12 protein-coding genes and 1 pseudogene are annotated in these 16463 nt (G+C 64.5%); 6 read left to right on the plus strand and 7 right to left on the minus strand.

All coding sequences use genetic code 11. The features are described 5' to 3' along the window. Nucleotides 1-108: 108 nt before the first annotated feature. On the minus strand, nt 109-663 hold the full coding sequence (locus ACPUD7_RS11090; RefSeq protein WP_425119926.1) for a LysR family transcriptional regulator: 555 nt from the start codon (nt 661-663) through the stop codon (nt 109-111). 105 nt (nt 664-768) lie between these two features. Between ACPUD7_RS11090 and ACPUD7_RS11095 the strand changes: the two genes are divergently transcribed. From ACPUD7_RS11095 to ACPUD7_RS11110, 4 genes and pseudogenes are all read left to right on the plus strand, one after another. After that, complete coding sequence (locus ACPUD7_RS11095) at nt 769-1035, plus strand: solute carrier family 23 protein (RefSeq protein ID WP_425119927.1); 267 nt, start codon at nt 769-771, stop codon at nt 1033-1035. Between the two features lie 32 nt (nt 1036-1067). Then, nucleotides 1068-2627, plus strand: a complete 1560-nt coding sequence (locus ACPUD7_RS11100; protein WP_425119928.1) for a solute carrier family 23 protein — start codon at nt 1068-1070, stop codon at nt 2625-2627. Nucleotides 2628-2780: 153 nt separating this feature from the next. Continuing rightward, nucleotides 2781-3104: a CHY zinc finger protein gene (locus ACPUD7_RS11105; RefSeq protein ID WP_425119929.1), complete on the plus strand. Its 324-nt coding sequence runs from the start codon at nt 2781-2783 to the stop codon at nt 3102-3104. 139 nt (nt 3105-3243) lie between these two features. Then, nucleotides 3244-4725 (plus strand): annotated as a pseudogene (locus tag ACPUD7_RS11110) (aspartate ammonia-lyase); the annotation flags it as partial. Between the two features lie 27 nt (nt 4726-4752). Here ACPUD7_RS11110 and ACPUD7_RS11115 read toward each other — a convergent pair. From ACPUD7_RS11115 to ACPUD7_RS11130, 4 genes are all read right to left on the minus strand, one after another. Further along, on the minus strand, nt 4753-7557 hold the full coding sequence (locus tag ACPUD7_RS11115) for an aconitate hydratase (protein WP_425119930.1): 2805 nt from the start codon (nt 7555-7557) through the stop codon (nt 4753-4755). Between the two features lie 200 nt (nt 7558-7757). Further along, complete coding sequence (locus tag ACPUD7_RS11120; RefSeq protein ID WP_135540523.1) at nt 7758-8966, minus strand: Fic family protein; 1209 nt, start codon at nt 8964-8966, stop codon at nt 7758-7760. 78 nt (nt 8967-9044) lie between these two features. Beyond that, the gene (locus ACPUD7_RS11125) at nt 9045-12221 is read right to left on the minus strand and encodes a DEAD/DEAH box helicase (protein ID WP_425119931.1); all 3177 of its coding nucleotides are present in this window, start codon (nt 12219-12221) and stop codon (nt 9045-9047) included. Nucleotides 12222-12255: 34 nt separating this feature from the next. Beyond that, on the minus strand, nt 12256-13305 hold the full coding sequence (locus ACPUD7_RS11130) for an alcohol dehydrogenase catalytic domain-containing protein (RefSeq protein ID WP_425119932.1): 1050 nt from the start codon (nt 13303-13305) through the stop codon (nt 12256-12258). 216 nt (nt 13306-13521) lie between these two features. Here ACPUD7_RS11130 and ACPUD7_RS11135 point away from each other — a divergent pair, with 216 nt between their 5' ends. Continuing rightward, the gene (locus ACPUD7_RS11135) at nt 13522-14583 is read left to right on the plus strand and encodes a 2,3-butanediol dehydrogenase (RefSeq protein ID WP_425119933.1); all 1062 of its coding nucleotides are present in this window, start codon (nt 13522-13524) and stop codon (nt 14581-14583) included. A 113-nt stretch (nt 14584-14696) separates the two neighbouring features. Here ACPUD7_RS11135 and ACPUD7_RS11140 read toward each other — a convergent pair whose 3' ends face one another. Continuing rightward, a complete protein-coding gene (locus tag ACPUD7_RS11140) occupies nt 14697-15161 on the minus strand; it encodes an SRPBCC family protein (RefSeq protein WP_205683357.1) in 465 nt (154 codons plus the stop codon). A 154-nt stretch (nt 15162-15315) separates the two neighbouring features. On the opposite strand from ACPUD7_RS11140, the gene ACPUD7_RS11145 reads away from it, so the two are divergent. Beyond that, the gene (locus ACPUD7_RS11145) at nt 15316-15624 is read left to right on the plus strand and encodes a biopolymer transporter Tol (RefSeq protein ID WP_135540529.1); all 309 of its coding nucleotides are present in this window, start codon (nt 15316-15318) and stop codon (nt 15622-15624) included. A 38-nt stretch (nt 15625-15662) separates the two neighbouring features. Here the strand turns inward: ACPUD7_RS11145 and ACPUD7_RS11150 are convergent, their stop codons facing one another. After that, nucleotides 15663-16388: a haloacid dehalogenase type II gene (locus tag ACPUD7_RS11150; protein ID WP_135540531.1), complete on the minus strand. Its 726-nt coding sequence runs from the start codon at nt 16386-16388 to the stop codon at nt 15663-15665. Between the last annotated feature and the right edge of the window lie 75 nt (nt 16389-16463).

A 16463-nucleotide genomic window follows, 5' to 3' on the forward strand; every position in this document is an offset into this window, starting at 1 on the left:
TGACCAATTGTCGGTGAGCGTCGGGTGACGGCCTGGCGCTCACCGCCACGACCCGGTGGCGCTGAAAGGCAATATCGGGTGGCGCTCAACCACAATAGTCAGTGGCGCTCACACCACCGAATACTCAATCCGAGCAAGCGGGTGATCCCGATGCGCCACGTGGGTCATGAGGAGCTTGCCCATCTGATGGAAGCCGAGCGCATCAGGGTATTCGGGAAGGAGGAAAGCGATCCCGAGTTCCGCCTCATCGGCTAACACCAGCCGACTCGCATCGCCGCGGTCAGGATTCCTGATGATGAGGTCGGTGTGCGGAAACGCCTCAGCGAATTCATCGAGCACCGGCATGATCTGCTGTGGGGGAATGCCCACGGCGAGTGTGATGCTCGCGGCCTGATCATCGGCGAGGGCGTCCCCGTGCCGCTCGAACGTCACAGCGCGGTCGTAGAGTGCGCGGGCCTCCAGGAGCAGGGCCTGACCGGCTTCGGTGAGCGTCGGTACGCGGGTGCTGCGGTCGAAGAGCTCGACATCGAGCGAGATCTCGAGATAGGCGATTGCTGAGCTGATCGTCGACTGGGTCCGCCCGAGGGCCCGCGCCGCTGCAGAGAAGGAACCGTGCTCGACAGTGAGCACGAAGGCTTCCACTTGTTCCAGGCTGAGTCGCATCATCCCAATCTATCGAATGGATCGATGGAAACTCATTTCTTCTATCGGCGTCAGCGCAATACTGTCGCACGTGTTCCCTCACTGAACAATGAAAGCAGGTGCACCATGAAACTCGCGGTCAACGATGCTCGCGTCGCCGTGGTCGACCCGGTCGATGAGATCCTGCCCGTACGGTCGATGCTGACGCTGGGTCTCCAACACGTTCTTGTCATCTACGCCGGCGTGGTGGCAGTTCCTCTGATCCTCGGCGGAGCGCTGGGGTTGGAGCAGCCGCAGATCGTCATCCTCATCAACTGCAACCTCATCATCGATGGCCTGGCGACTCTGCTCCAGACCCCGGGATCTGGAGGTTCGGTGCACGGCTGCCGCTGATCCAGGGAGCCTCGTTCATCGCCCTGGCACCGATGCTGCAGATCGGCACCGAGTACAGCATTCAGCATGTCTTCGGCGCAGTCATGGTCGCGGGCCTTCTGGCGATCGGCCTGGCGCCCCTGTTCTCCCGCCTGCTCCGCTTCTTCCCACGGGTCGTCATCGGATGCCTCATCACCACGGTAGGAATCTCGCTCATGCCTGCGGCCGCCGGATGGCTCGGCGGCGGTGAAGGCAGCGACTCATTCGGTGCCCCCAAGCATCTGCTCATCGGATTGCTCACCGTGGTGGTCACCGTGGTCGTCTATGTGTGCTTCAAAGGCCTGATGAGCAGCCTGTCGGTCCTCATCGGAATGTCGGTCGGCACCGTTGCGGCGATGTTCTTCGGACTGAGCGACTTCAGCGGAATCTCCGACGCCGCGTGGGTCGGCATCGCCGTGCCGATGAGCTTCGGCATCCCCCAGTTCGACCTCGTGCCGATTCTCATCATGACCCTGGCGATGGTCGTCATCATGGCAGAGACCACGGGAAACACCTTGGCGATCGGACGGATGGTCGACACACCCATCACCACCCGCCGCCTCGGAAACGCCTTCCGCGGCGAGGGCCTGGCAACGATGCTCAGTGCGATCTTCAACGGATTCCCCCTCAATGCGTTCAGCCAGAACACCGGCCTCATCGCCATGACACGGGTGCGGAGCCGTTACGTCGTCGCAGTCGCGGGCATGATCATGGTGGTCATGGGGCTGATCCCGAAGGCCGGTGCGATCGTTGCCGCCATCCCTCCCGCTGTCCTCGGGGGAGGCGCGATCGTCATGTTCGGAATGACCACTGCCGCGGGAATCCAAGAACTGGCCCGAGTGAAGTACGAAGGCACACACAATTCCCTCATCGTGGCGATCTCGCTGAGCGTGGGCGTGCTGCCGATGGCGATGCCTTCGCTGTTGGACTCCATCGAAGGCCCACTGTCACTGATCCTGGAAAGCGGCATCTTCCTCTGCGCCATCGTCGCTGTGCTGCTCAACGCGCTCATCAACAGAACAACCCCTAATGAGAACAATGAAGAAATGGATAGAGATATGACACAGACCCAGTCGGCAGCCACCGCCAGCGAATTGGACCTCGACCAGCTGCGGAACGCCATCGCGCTGGCTGAAGACGCGAAGAACCGTGGCCGGCACCCCTTCGCGTCCACCGTCGTCGCAGCCGACGGGACGGTGCTGGCGTCCGCAGGAAACAACTCGATGCCACCCGAAGGCGACCCCACTCAGCACGCTGAACTGCGAGCCGCGGCCGAGGCGGCACGGCAGTGCACTCCCGAGCAGCTGGCCGGGGCGACCCTGTACACCAGTGCCGAACCCTGCGTGATGTGCACCGGTGCCGTGTATTGGACGGGCATCGGCCGGATCGTCTACGCGCTCTCGGAGCATCGTCTGCTCGAGCTGACCGGCGACGACCCTGAGAATCCGACCTTCGACCTGCCCTGCCGCGAGGTGCTCTCCCGCGGGCAGCGGGAGATCGAAGTGCTCGGACCGCTGCTGGAGGACGAAGCCGCAGCCGCTCACGCGGGATTCTGGACCCGCAGGACGAACTGAGCTCGAAACGCAAGGGGGAGGCAGCACGGACTGCCTCCCCCTACGACCCCCGGCAGCACACGCGATTCCCGGCATGACGGGAGAACACTGCCACCGCAACAGCGACTAGGCTGAGTGGGTGCAGCGGATCGGACAAAATGAGGTAGGTGTGTGGTGACCCAATCTCCTCACGTCTTCGGCAAGACTGTCGATGACCACACCCGCTGCGAGCACTATGCAACAGAACTCGACATTATCGCCATCCGCTTCGCCTGTTGCGACCGCTATTACCCCTGCCACCTGTGCCACTCGGAAACGACCGACCATCCGGCGCAGCAGTGGCCGCCTGAGAAGTTCGACCAGCCGGCGATCCTGTGCGGAGACTGCTGGACCGAACTGACGATCAACACCTACAAATCCGCCAACGATTGCCCTGAGTGCGGGGCAGCCTTCAACCCTCGCTGCGCGGCGCATTCCGACTTCTATTTCGGTTCCTGAGGTCACACCCACCACCCCTTCGGACCGCGGGAAAAATGTGAGAGTCTGAAAGCACTATGACTGAGTCGAACGCCTCCGCAGACCCCAATACCGCCTCTCTTCCCCTACCTCGCCGACTGCGACGAACCAGAACCTCCCCACCCGCACCGAGACCGACTCGATCGGCAGCCTCGAGATCCCCGACACCGCGTATTGGGGCGTGCATACGGCTCGGGCGAATGAGAACTTCCCCATCGCGCGCCGTCCTGTCTCCGTCTACCCGGACTTCGTCCGCGCCTTCGCCTGCGTCAAGCAGGCCGCGGCCCGTGCCAATGCCGAAATCGGTGCGCTGGACGATCAGCGCGCGAACCTCATCGATGCCGCCTGTGAGGAGATCAAGTCAGGCAGACTCCACGATCAGTTCGCCGTCGGTGTCATCCAGGGCGGAGCCGGCACGTCGACGAACATGAACGCCAACGAGGTCATCACGAACCGGGCGCTCGAGATCGCGGGCCGGGCGAAGGGCGACTACGCGTTCATCCACCCGAACGACCACACGAACCACAGCCAGTCGACGAACGACACCTACCCGACGGCGATCAAGATCGCGCTCGCCTTCTCCCTACAGAACCTGCTGAGCGAACTCACCCTCCTCGCCGATGCCTTCGCCGCGAAGGGCCGCGAGTTCTCCCATATCGTCAAGGTCGGCCGCACCCAGCTCCAGGATGCGGTGCCGATGACGCTCGGCCAGGAATTCAACGCCTTCGCCACGACCCTGCGCGAAGACGTCCAGCGACTCGAGGAAGCCGTCGCCCTCCTCGGCGAGGTGAACATGGGCGCCACCGCGATCGGCACCTCGATCAACGCTCCGGTCGGGTACAAGGAAGCGGTCATCAAGCATCTGCGTGAGATCACCGAGCTCGACCTGGTCACGGCCGGTGACCTCGTCGAATCCACCTCCGACACCGGCGTGTTCATCACCTTCTCCGGGGCGCTCAAGCGCAGCGCACTGAAGATGTCGAAGATCGCCAATGACCTGCGGCTGCTGTCCTCGGGACCGCAGGCCGGCATCGGCGAGATCAACCTGCCGGCCCGGCAGGCCGGGTCGTCGATCATGCCCGGCAAGGTCAATCCCGTCATCCCCGAGGCGGTCTCCCAGGTCGCGTACTCCGTGGCCGGCGCCGATGTCACCGTGTCCATGGCGGTTGAGGCCGGTCAGCTGCAGCTCAACGCCTTCGAACCGATCATCGCCCACTCCCTGTTCCAGTCGATCACGTGGCTCGAGCGCGCCTGCCAGACCTTCCGCACCAACTGCGTCAACGGCATCACCGCCAACGAGGCGGAGCTCGAGGACACCGTCGACCGGTCGGTCACCGTCATCACCGCACTCGCACCCGTCCTCGGCTACACTCAGGCCGCCCAGCTGGCGAAGCAGGCACTGGCGACGAATGAGCCGATCTCCGACCTCGTCGTCGAGCGCGGACTGCTCGACCGTTCTCAGCTCGGCGAGATCCTCCAACCCGAACGGCTGACGGGGCTGAGCACCGATCACAACGTGACCACGGACCCCGACTCCGCCGAGGCGGTCCCGCGCGACGAGATGACCGGAGAGCTTCCGACGGTGGCCGACCCCGAGGGGTGAGCAGAGCCAGAGCCCTGCCGTATCTGTTCAGAGGAGCTGGCGCAGAACGTAGGGCAGGATTCCGCCATGGACGTAGTAGACCTCCTCGGCGGGGGTGTCGACGCGGACCTTCGCGGTGAACTCCACGCTCCCGTCGCCTTCGCCGGCGCGCACGGTGACCGCGTCGGGGAGGGTATCCCGACCTTCGAGCCCGGTGATCGAGAACACCTCGTCGCCGGTGAGCCCGAGGCTCTCAGCCGATTCGCCGTCGTTGAACTGCAGCGGCAGGACACCCATTCCGATGAGGTTCGAGCGGTGGATGCGCTCGAAGGACTCCGCGAGCACCGCTTTGACCCCCAGCAGGGTGGTGCCTTTGGCGGCCCAATCGCGTGACGAACCCGAACCGTATTCGGCACCGGCGATGACGAGCAGGGGGACCTGCTCGTCGAGGTAGCGCTGAGAGGCCTCGAAGATGCTCATCTCCTCCCCGTCGGGCAGGTGCCTGGTGACACCGCCCTCGGTGCCGGGAGCCAGCTGATTGCGCAGCCGCACGTTGGCGAAGGTTCCGCGCACCATCACATCGTGATTGCCGCGCCGCGAACCATAGGAGTTGAAATCCGTCGGTTCGATCCCCTGCTCGCGCAGGAAGCGTCCTGCCGGTGAGGTGGGGCTGATCGTTCCGGCCGGGGAGATGTGGTCGGTGGTCACCGAATCGCCGAGGAGGGCCAGCACCCGGGCACCGGTGATGTCATGGGCGGTATCGGGCTCAGCTGACATACCGTCGAAGTAGGGCGGACGGCGGACATAGGAGGAGTCCGGGTTCCACGCGAACTTGTCGCCGGCAGGCACGTCCATGCCCCGCCAGTTCTCGTCACCGGTGAAGACGTCCGAATACCCGGAGGTGAACATCTCGGCCTCGAGGCTCTCATCGACGACCTTCTTGATCTCAGCGGTGGTCGGCCAGATATCGCGCAGGAACACCTCCCGTCCGTCCTCGCCGACCCCGAGCGCCTCGGTGAGCAGGTCGGTGTGCATGCTCCCGGCGAGCGCATAGGCGATGACCAAGGGCGGAGAGGCGAGGAAGTTCATCTTCACCTCGGGGTGGATGCGCCCCTCGAAGTTGCGGTTGCCCGAGAGCACCGCAGACACGTTGAGGTCGTTGTCGTTGACCGCCTGACTCACTGCCGGAATCAGCGGGCCGGAGTTGCCGATGCACGTCGTGCAACCGTACCCGATGAGTCCGAAGCCCAGCTGATCGAGGTACTGGGTCAGGTCGGCCCGGTCGAAGTAGTCGGTGACGACCCTTGAGCCCGGGGCCAGGGTCGTTTTGACCCACGGTTTCGGCCGCAGCCCGCGTTCGACGGCCTTCTTGGCCAGCAGCCCGGCGCCGATCATCACCGAAGGGTTCGATGTGTTCGTGCACGAGGTGATCGCCGCGATCACGACATCACCGTGGTCGACGATCGCCGGGATGTCGTTGATGACGACATCGGCCGGATCGCTGGGCCACCCGAGTCGGGCGTTCGCGGTCAGCTGCGCGCGGTCGACGTGACGCGGAGGCTCATCGGGGACCGAAGACGGTGAGACCGAGATCGGGTCGCTGGCGGGGAAGGAATCGGCAGAGGCATCATCGACCCCGCCGGGACGGACGGTCGACTTCTTCTGCTCGCCGGCGAGGAGGCCGAGCACGGTCGCGGGGGCGTCGCCGAGCTCGATGCGGTCCTGGGGCCGCTTCGGTCCCGCGATCGACGAGGTGACGGTGGCCAGGTCCAATTCGACGACCTGGGAGTATTCGGCAGGCTGGTCGGGGTCGTGCCAGAGCCCCTGCTCCTTGGCATAGGCGGCGACGAGGTCGATCTGCTCGGGAGCACGGCCGGTCAGTCGCAGATACTCCAGCGTCTCCTCGTCGATGGGGAAGATCGCGCAGGTGGCACCGTATTCGGGACTCATATTGCCCAGGGTGGCGCGGTTGGCCAAGGGAATGTTCGCCACGCCGGGCCCGAAGAATTCGACGAACTTTCCGACGACTCCCGTCTGACGCAGCAGCTGAGCCACAGTGAGGACGAGATCGGTGGCCGTCGTCCCCTCGGGCAGCTGGCCGGTCAGCTTGAGCCCGACGACCTCGGGGATGAGCATGCTCATCGGCTGGCCGAGCATGGCAGCCTCGGCTTCGATGCCGCCGACACCCCAGCCGAGCACGCCGAGGCCGTTGACCATGGGAGTGTGCGAATCCGTGCCCACGAGGGTGTCCGGATAGGCCTGAGGCAGGCCGTCGGCGGTCTCGCGGGTGAACACGACCCGGGAAAGGTATTCGAGGTTTACCTGGTGGCAGATGCCGGTGTCCGGTGGGACGACGAGGAAGTCCGTGAACGACTCCTGTGCCCAGCGCAGCAGCTGATAGCGCTCCTGGTTGCGTTCGAACTCCTTCTGCGCATTGATTCCGAAGGCATCCGAACGGGCGAAGACATCGGCGATGACCGAGTGGTCGATGACGAGTTCGGCGGGGATGAGCGGGTTGATCTTCTTCGGATCGCCCCCGAGCTCGGTGATCGCATCGCGCATGGCCACGAGGTCGACGACGCAGGGCACACCGGTGAAGTCCTGCATGAGCACTCGCGCCGGGGTGTACTGGATCTCGTGCTCGCCGACATCCGCAGGAGTCCAGTCGCGCAGGGCTGCGATCTGTTCGGCGGTGACCAGACGGCCGTCCTCACTGCGCAGGAGGTTCTCCAGCAGCACTTTGAGGCTGTAGGGCAGTCGCTGGGACCCTTCGATGCGGTCGAGCCGGTGGATCTCGTAGGTCTTTTCGCCCACTGTCAGCTGGTCTCGGGTGTTGAAGCTGTTGGAAGTCATGATCGGCCTTTCCGAATGGACGCACAGCGAATGAGTCGCGGGGTCATCCGAACAGATGCCGATCGGAATGGTGCCGACGTTGAGCACCAGTGCGGCCTCCATGCAGGCGGCCCGTTATCGACAGCATAGGCACGGGTGTGCTCAGAACTCCAGAGGTGATGGAGAAAGCCGTCGGCTCATCTGCGCCGAGGCGACCGCCCTCACGCCTTGCGGCTCCGCTGGCTCGCTTCGGTCAACTCGACATAGGCCAGGTGCTGGTCTGCCGAATAGCAGATGATCTTGCCCTTGTGGTTCTTGGTTCGTCGGAGAATCTTCGCCTCGGCGAGTTCGACGAGGGCGCGGTGGGCAGCCGCCCGAGTCACTCCGTGCTCGACCGAGACCGACTCGATGGTGATCACGGGTTCTCGTGCCAAGCTGTCGAGGATTTTCAGGATGACGGAACCGGTCCTCGGCCGAGCCGGTGACTTGCCGATCGCTCGGCGATGCTCGATGAGGTCCGTGCGAACCGTCTGCTCGAGTGTCTCGATGTCCTCGGCGAGGAGGACGGCGCTTGCGGCGGCGGCTTCGACCGCCTCGGCGAAGGAGATGACCCAGTGGTCGAGATCGGCTGGGGCCTGACGATAGGTCGTGAGCCCACCGATATAGGTAGTCGTGTCAGAAGCGAAGACAGTGCTGATCGGCACGAGCACAGTGCGGAGGGCATCGGCGCGTTTGAGGACGGTGTGGACGAGCGCTCGCCCGGTTCGACCGTTTCCGTCGATGAACGGATGGATCGTCTCGAACTGAGCATGGGCGATGGCCGCACGAGTGACGGGGTTTCCCTCGGTGGCTGAGACGAATTCGGCGAGGTTCGCAACGAGCCGTTTCACCTCGGCGGCCGGAGGCGGGACGAAATCGGCGCGCAGAGGACTGTTTCCGGGGCCGCCGACCCAATTCTGGGTCGTCCGCAGTCCGGGCTCGAGCCGGGGCTCGATCGAGTGCTGCAGCTCTTCGATGTCACGGACCGTGATCGCTCGTGAGGGGTCAGCGATCTCATCGATCGCGTTCTCAGTGGCTCTCACATTGGCGATGACATCGAGTGCGACCCGGTCGCCGTGTTGGAAGCGTTCGGCGATCGCCAGCTTCTTCGGACTGAGGCGGTTGCCTTCGATCCACGATGAGGAGATGCTCTCGGACCGGATGAGCAGATGGTTGAGATAGCTGCTGCCCGAGGACCTGATCCGTTCATCGAGGCGGGCCAGCACGACGACTGCTTCCTCGGCTGCGCGCTGTGCTTCGGCACCGAGTGTGGGGAGAGCGGAGGAGAGCTCATCGGGCACATAGGCGTGGAATGTGCCTGAGGCTCTGTCCTTTCTGCTCAGCCCCGCGGGGTTCGGAGGACTCCAGTGGCATTCGACGCTGTAGGGCATGGGCGGGCCTTCTGTCGGGTGGGCCCCACGGTGAGAAATGGGCTCGTATATTTACTTTAGTCCATCTAAAGTAAATATTCACCCGTCCAGCAGCCCCCGGATGTCCTCGGCCGTGACGGTCTGGCTGAACGCCTGCCCACTGGGCCCGCGGCCCTCGAAGGTGCCGGAATCGGACATGAGGGAGTCGAAGAGTTCGGCCTTGCGTTTCTGCAGGGCCAGCACCTTCTCTTCGATCGTGCCCTCGGCAACGTAGCGGTAGACCATGACGGACTTCGTCTGCCCGATCCGGTGGGCTCGGTCGATCGCCTGGTTCTCGGTCGCGGGGTTCCACCACGGATCCATGAGGAAGACGTAGTCCGCCTCGGTGAGGTTGAGCCCGAAGCCGCCTGCCTTGAGGCTGATGAGGAAGACGGGGGCCTCACCGGACCGGAACGACTCGACCACGGCCCCTCGATTCCGGGTCGACCCGTCGAGGACGACATGGGGCACACCGCGGCGCTCGAGGACCGCGGCGACCTGGTCGAGGAACGAGGTGAACTGGCTGAACACGATCGACCGGTGCCCCTCGGCGATGACATCATCGAGCCGGTCCATCAGCGCCGTCAGCTTGCTCGAGGGCACCTCGGCGTGTTCGGCGTCGACGATGCTCGGGTCCAGGGCGAGCATCCGCAGCAGGGTGAGCGAACGGAAGACGATGAACCGCTGCTTGTCGTAGTCGCTGTCGATGAAGCCGAGGATCTTCTTCCGCTCCTTCTGCAGGATCCGGTCGTAGAGCTTCCGGTGCGCGGAATTGAGCTCGACGGTGATGACCTGCTCCTGCTTCTCCGGCAGATCCGCGGCCACGAGGTCCTTCGTCCGGCGCATCATGAACGGTCGGATGCGTCGCTGCAACCGCTGCATCCGTCCCGGGTTCTCGCCGCTTTCGATGGGGCGGACGTATTCCTCGTCGAACCGGTGCGGGCTCGGGAACAGTCCGGGCGCGGTGATGGAAAACAGCGACCACACATCGCGCAGCGAGTTCTCCATGGGGGTGCCGGTCAGGGCCAGACGGAACGGTGTCCGCACGGACTTCGCCGCCTGATGGGTCAGGGCCGTGCTGTTCTTGACGAACTGGGCCTCATCGAGGACGAGCCCGGCCCACTCGAGGCGAGAGATCGGGTCCTCGTCGAGGCGCAGCATCGCATAGGACATGACGACGATATCGGCACCGTCGACGACCTCGTCCAGCGGTGTCCGTCTCTTCTTCGTCGACTCCGCGATGACGCGAACATCGAGGTCAGGGGTGAAGGCGGCAGCCTCCTTGACCCAGTTGTCGACCACCGAGGTGGGGGCGACGACAAGGAACGGTGCCCTCGCCTGACCGGTGCCGGCCACGGTATCGCTGGCGGCCACGGTATCGCCCGCGGCCGCAGTTTCGCGGGCAGCCGCGCGGCCGGCCTTCACATGGGCGATGAGAGCCAGCGTCTGCAGCGTTTTGCCCAGCCCCATATCGTCGGCGAGGATCCCGCCGAGGCGGCACCGGTAGAGCAGCGCCAACCACCGGAATCCCTGCACCTGATAGGGACGCAGCCTCGCCCCGCCCAGTTCGGGCACCTCGGTGGCCGGCAGGTGGTCGAGATCGGCCAATGCCTGTGCGGATTCCCGCCAGGTCAGAGCCGGCTCGGACTCGTCGGCGACGTCCTCGAAGTCCGACCACAGGCCCACGTGCATCCGTGAGATCTTCGGTGTCTCGGGTTCCCATTCGGGGATGAGGTCCGCCTCGGCGAGGAGGGCCTTGAGTTTGTCGAAGACCGGTTTGCTCAGCGACAGGAAGGTGTCATCGGGGAGTTTGAGCTTCTTCGCGCCCCTGGCCAGTGCCTTGTACAGCTTGACGAAGGGGACCGGGTGCCCGTCGACGCTGATCTGGAAGCCGAGGTCGAACCAGTCGTTCTTCTCCGACTCCACCGAGGTGATTGTGACGTTCGGCTCCCCGCCGAGCTCCCGGTAGGGCTGCTTCTTCCCGCGGGTGATGACCTTGAGATGCTCGATCTCCTCGAGTCCGGGCAGCACGTTGACGACGAAGTCGGCGGTATCGGCATCGTCGAGCGCGGTGTCGACGACCTCCGTCAGCCGGGACCCTTCCTCGTGGGTGTCGGCCAGGACCCGTGCGACCGCAGAGAGCACTTCGGCTTCATGCTCGAGGTCGCGCCGGTCGTCCCGCTCCCACGCAGAGGCTGTTCGCGCCGGTGTCGTCTGTGTCGAGGTCGCCGATGCCGAAGCGGTCGGTGCCGAGTGCGGCGGTGAAACGGTCGGCAGCTTCGCGCGGGAAATGACCGGCAGGGTGCGTCGGGGTCCCGAGTACTCCCAGTACCAGCGCAGGTCGAGCCTGTCGCCGGCGCCGAAGGTGAGGAAGAGGACGAGGCGGGGCTGCCGGTAGGCCGGGAAAGTCACGGTGTCGTCGGTGCTGACCACCTCGGCGCTGGTGCGCAGCTGCGGATAGTACTCTTCGAAGAACTCCTCGGCCTCGGAATCGGGAATGGTGATCGGGCCGGCGGCTCTGAACACCGGCAGGGCTGACTCCCTGGTCGGCTTCTCCGCCGGAGCGAGAGTCACGGTGAAGCCCGAGGCCACATCGATGCCGAAGAAGCCATGCGTCCAGATCGGTTTGATCAGACCCGGAGTGAACTCGCGTTCGTCAATCGTCGCCCGCGGCTGGACGCGCAGCTGGCCCTGAGCACGCCTGATGTCGACGACGGCTTTCGCCACCCGCCCGATGCGCACGTCCATGCCCTGGTTGATGCCGACGAATTCGATGCCGAGCTGTGCACCCCGGTCGAAGTGCTCCCACAGCAGCGGGGTATGGAAATCGCCGAGGTGGTACGGCGCTCCGTCGGGCGTGAAGTCGGTCCTGTCCCGGGTGCGCAGGCCCGCAAGCTGGGTGAACCATTCCTGGTGGCGAGCGTCGATATTGTGCTGCCGGGCCATCCGATCGATGGTGCGCCAGGTCAGCGACTTCTTCACCCAGTTGCCGGATTCGCTGAGCAGCAGCGGCCGGATGGCCAGGGACGGGTTCGTGCCGGGGGAGACAGTGGCGCGTTCGAGCAGCACCGAGTGCTGGGGTTCGAACCAGGTGCGGGGGACGACCTCGACGAGCTCGAAGCCCAGGGACACGGGAGTATGCTCCTGCGGGGCCGCCTCGGCGAGTGGGGCGAAGGCCTCACGCCAGTCGGCGGGGGCGGCCGAGGCCGGGGGAGTGGTCTGTCGGGTTTCGGGCACGAGGCCATCTTCTCACTCGAGGCTGACTTGGGAGCTAAGGAACGAGAACGCCGCGGCCCTGGATCCGCCCCTGCCTGAGGTCATCGAAGGCGGTGAGTGCGTCGTCGAGCGAATAGCGTGTGACCTCGAGTGCGATCTTGTCCTGTTGGGCGAGAGCGATCGCCTCGCGTGCTTCGGAGCGGGTGCCGCCGTAGGCTCGTTCGATGTTCACACACCAGGGCAGGTCAGCGCCGTTGGAGGCCTCGTAGTCGAAGGAGCCTCCGCCGAGGCCGACGAAGCGGATTGCGCCCCCTCCGCGCACAACGCCGATGGCGATGTCCACGGTCGGTTGGACGCCGACGAAGTCGAGGACGACATCGGCGCCGATTCCATCTGTGAGCTCCAGGATCTTATCGGCTGCCTCGGCGTCGGACCTGATCGCGGTGGCACCGTGCTCGGCGGCGAAGGAGAGCTTCTCGTCATCGGTGTCGAGAGCGATGATGCGGGATCCGGTGATCGCCATGAGGATCTTCAGACCCACATGGCCCAGGCCGCCGAGACCGAGGATGACGGCGGTTGCGTCGCCGGTGAGGCGGTCGCGGACGGAGTTGATCGCATGCAGCGGCGTCAGGGCCGCATCGGCCAGCGGTGCAGCATCGACGGGGTCGAGATCGCCGAGGGGGTCGATGTGGTGAGAGCTGACGGCGATGTAGTCGGCCATGCCGCCGTCGACACCGATTCCCGGTGAGATCGGGCCCGTAGGGCTGCGACCGGTGATGACCTCGCATTGGTTGTCTCTGCCGGCGAGGCACTCGCGACATTTCCCGCACGAACGCATGAGTGAAACGAGCACAGGGTCTCCGAGGCTCCACCCAGTGACGTTCTCACCGATTTCAGCGATCGTTCCGGAGACCTCATGGCCGAGTGTGAAACCGATCAACGGACTGTCGTCTCCGGTTCCGATGATGGAGATGTCGGAATGGCAGAGGCCAGCCCCTGAGACTTTGAGGAGGACCTCGTCCGAACCGATCTGCGGGACCGGCTTCTCCTGAAGTTCGACGGTGTCGTTCCTGACAAACGTCACTGCGCGCATTGTCGTGGCCATTGCTGTCCACCTTCCTGGCGGTGTCGGATGATGGTGCCTCTTCGCAGGCTACTCCATGGAAGGAACGGGTCGGCGAGGGTGGGACAGCGGTTGCAGGGGCTGGGACCAAGGGGGAATGGAGGAATGACTCGTTGCTCACGTCTGCGGATTGTCCGTTGCCGTTGAGTTCGGTCGTCAATAGGGTGGCCGCGAGAGCACAGAGAAGGAGCGAAAGCGATGAAGGCAGTTCGGTACTACGGCAAGGAAGACATCCGCATCGACGAGGTCGAGGAGCCGAAGACCCGACCGGGAACCGTGAAGATCGCGCCGGCCTTCAACGGCATCTGCGGAAGCGATCTCCACCTCTACCAGGACGGTCCGATCCGTCCTGCTCCGAGTGGTGAGGAAGCGCATCCCCTCTCCGGTGAGACCCTGCCAGTGGTCTTCGGACACGAATTCTCCGGAGTGATCGAAGACATCGGAGATGGAGTCGAAGGTCTGGAGGTCGGTGACTCCGTCGTCGTTGAGCCGCTCATGGTTGACGGCACATGCCCGGCATGTCGCCGCGGTGCCTACAATCTGTGCGAACAGATGGGATTCATCGGCATCTCCGGACTGGGCGGAGGCCTGAGCGAACACATCGTCGTTGAATCGCAGTGGGTCCACCCCGTCGGTGATATGCCGCTGGACCAGGCGGCGCTGATCGAACCACTGGCCGTGTCCCTGCACGGGGTCAAGCAGACTGCTGCTGCCGAGGGGCAGATTGCCGTTGTCGGCGGAGCCGGCCCCATCGGGCTCCTCGTCTCCGCCGTTCTCAAGGCCAAGGGGCTGACCACCATCGTCAGTGAAGTCTCACAGGCTCGCCGTGCCAAGGCTCTGGAGTCGGGGGCAGCGGACGTCGTGGTCGATCCGACGACCGAGAACCTCGGCGAGGTCGTGTCGGAACAGACTTCCGGTGCAATGGCTGATCTGGCTTTCGACGCGGCCGGCGCGCCGGCCGTTGTCGGCCAGCTGCTCGATGTGCTCGGCGCCACCGGCCGTCTTCAGGTCCTCGCCATCCACGGTGCGCCCGTCGAAGTGGACATCACTGATCAGCTGATGATGCAGGACCGCACGCTCGGCGCGAGTGTCGGTTACGCTCATGACCACGCCGAGGCGATCGACCTCGTTCGCTCCGGCAAGATCGACCTCGCCCCGTTCGTCACCTCGAAGATCCTTGCCGAGGACATCATCAGCGACGGGTTCGACCGGCTCACGAACAGCCAGGACGAGGTGAAGATCCTCGTCTCGATGAGCTGAATCTGGCTGTCTCTGGGCGACCGCGGCTCATTGAGCGGTGCCCGCGTCTGGTCGATCCAAGTCGCTGGACTCGTCAGAATCGACTTGGATCGACCACCGCCTACGGTTGAAACTCAGTCCTCGGAGACCGCGGCAGCCAGATTGCCCAGTGAGGTTTCGAGGTCGTCCTCGCCGACGAGAGGGAAGCTGACCTGCTTCAGTACGTGCTTGTCGGTGACCGAGCTCCAGTCGTAGGTGACGGAGACGTCCGTCGAGTGACGGCCCTGCGGAATGAGCTCCCAGACCCACTCCCAGCCGGGTGGTTCCTCACCGGCCGGAGCGGTCTTCCAGGCCAGGAGTTTGTTCTCTTCGTAGCCGACGACGTGGTTCTCGGTCTTGTAGTCCCCACCCATCGGTTCGGAGTGCATGTTCATGGTGAACACTTGGCCGACGGCTGTGATGCGATCGGTCTTGTCATCGGAGACCACCATGTTCGAACCGTCGATGGCCGCGTGGCGCTCCGGGTTCGAGAGCACGTTGAAGATGTCCTCCGGCGCAGCATCGATCGTTCTGGAAGCGCTGACGTTCATCTCTGCCATGATCTTCACCTTTCATCAGGTGGTCGCGTGTGTGCCAGGGCGAATCGGCCGACCCGCCCTGTCGGGCCACGCTATACCCTCAGCCGGAATGCAGACAGGGGGTGCGGAATCGACAGCCAGCCGTGATCACCGAGCCGCCGAGTTACAGTGAAGGATGCCCGAATCTCCCGAGCTGTCGCCCACGGGTGACGAACGATGGCTGATCGTCAACGGCCGCCGGTGGCGCAGAACCGATCCCGAGCTGGATCAGAACGTGGTCGATGAGCTCAAGAGCCACCTCGGCGCGGCAAGGAATGCGGTGCGGACCGCGAAGAAGTCAGGCTCGGAGGGCGATCTCGCCGATGCCCGGCAGCGCGTGAACGTGGCCAAACACGGTCTGGGTGAACGTGGTGACTACTGGTGGCAGATGAGCCTCGCCGACAGACGCCAACGCGCAGAAGCGGCACTCGAGGAGCTGCGCTGACCAACAACGCTGACTAGCACCATCAGGTCATCTGAGCACTATCGGGTCAGCTGATCAGCGAGGTCTTCGAAGTCCTCGGCGACGACGTCCCATGGTCCCTCCGGAACGAGGTCGACTGTCTGCCCAGGTCCGTGCTCGGTCGGACGGCGAACGAAAGCCGTGCGCAGACCGACCCGTGCCGCGGCGGCGAGGTCACTGTTGTGGGCGGCGACCATCATCACCTGTTCGGGGTCGAGTCCGAGGATCTCTGCCGTGCGCAGATAGGCGGCCGGGTCGGGTTTGTAGGCGGCGGCCACCTCGGCGCCGAGGATGGCGTCCCATGGCAGCCCTGCGCGTTTGGCGACGTCGAGGGCCAGTCGCACATTAGCGTTCGACAGCGGTGCGATGATGTGGCGTTGCTTGAGGCGAGCCAACCCGGCGACCGCATCGGGCCAGGGATCGAGGCGATGCCAGCAGAGATTCACCTTGTCGAGGACGTCTTCGGGAATCTCACGCGGATCGATTCCGAATCGTTCGATGACAGTCTCGAGGTTCTCCCGATGGAGGACATCCAAGCGCACGAAGGGCCGACTGCCGCTGCGGACCCGCTCCATCGACGGCTGGTATTCAGCACGCCAGAGGTCCGCGAATTCATGCGGATCTGCTTCGGGCAGATACTCATCGAGGAGCGATTCGACGCCGCTCGCCACGCTGGTTCGCCAGTCGACGACCGTGCCGAACATATCGAAGACCAGCGCCTCGACTGCGCCCAGATCAGCAACCATGCCTTCACACTATTCCGCTGACCACCGATCGCCAATACATCACACGTCGGTGCACGGGTGCAGATTCGGCAGCGA

The sequence above is a fragment of the Brevibacterium sp. FAM 24630 genome, assembly GCF_049804075.1.
Taxonomy (GTDB): Bacteria; Actinomycetota; Actinomycetes; order Actinomycetales; family Brevibacteriaceae; genus Brevibacterium.

Coding starts and splice junctions, on each gene's coding strand:
- ACPUD7_RS11090 (WP_425119926.1), bottom strand. CDS start 663: ATGCGACTCAGCCTGGAACAAGTGGAAGCCTTCGTGCTCACTGTCGAG.
- ACPUD7_RS11095 (WP_425119927.1), top strand. CDS start 769: ATGAAACTCGCGGTCAACGATGCTCGCGTCGCCGTGGTCGACCCGGTC.
- ACPUD7_RS11100 (WP_425119928.1), top strand. CDS start 1,068: ATGCTGCAGATCGGCACCGAGTACAGCATTCAGCATGTCTTCGGCGCA.
- ACPUD7_RS11115 (WP_425119930.1), bottom strand. CDS start 7,557: ATGACTTCCAACAGCTTCAACACCCGAGACCAGCTGACAGTGGGCGAA.
- ACPUD7_RS11120 (WP_135540523.1), bottom strand. CDS start 8,966: ATGCCCTACAGCGTCGAATGCCACTGGAGTCCTCCGAACCCCGCGGGG.
- ACPUD7_RS11130 (WP_425119932.1), bottom strand. CDS start 13,305: ATGGCCACGACAATGCGCGCAGTGACGTTTGTCAGGAACGACACCGTC.
- ACPUD7_RS11135 (WP_425119933.1), top strand. CDS start 13,522: ATGAAGGCAGTTCGGTACTACGGCAAGGAAGACATCCGCATCGACGAG.
- ACPUD7_RS11140 (WP_205683357.1), bottom strand. CDS start 15,161: ATGGCAGAGATGAACGTCAGCGCTTCCAGAACGATCGATGCTGCGCCG.
- ACPUD7_RS11145 (WP_135540529.1), top strand. CDS start 15,316: ATGCCCGAATCTCCCGAGCTGTCGCCCACGGGTGACGAACGATGGCTG.
- ACPUD7_RS11150 (WP_135540531.1), bottom strand. CDS start 16,388: ATGGTTGCTGATCTGGGCGCAGTCGAGGCGCTGGTCTTCGATATGTTC.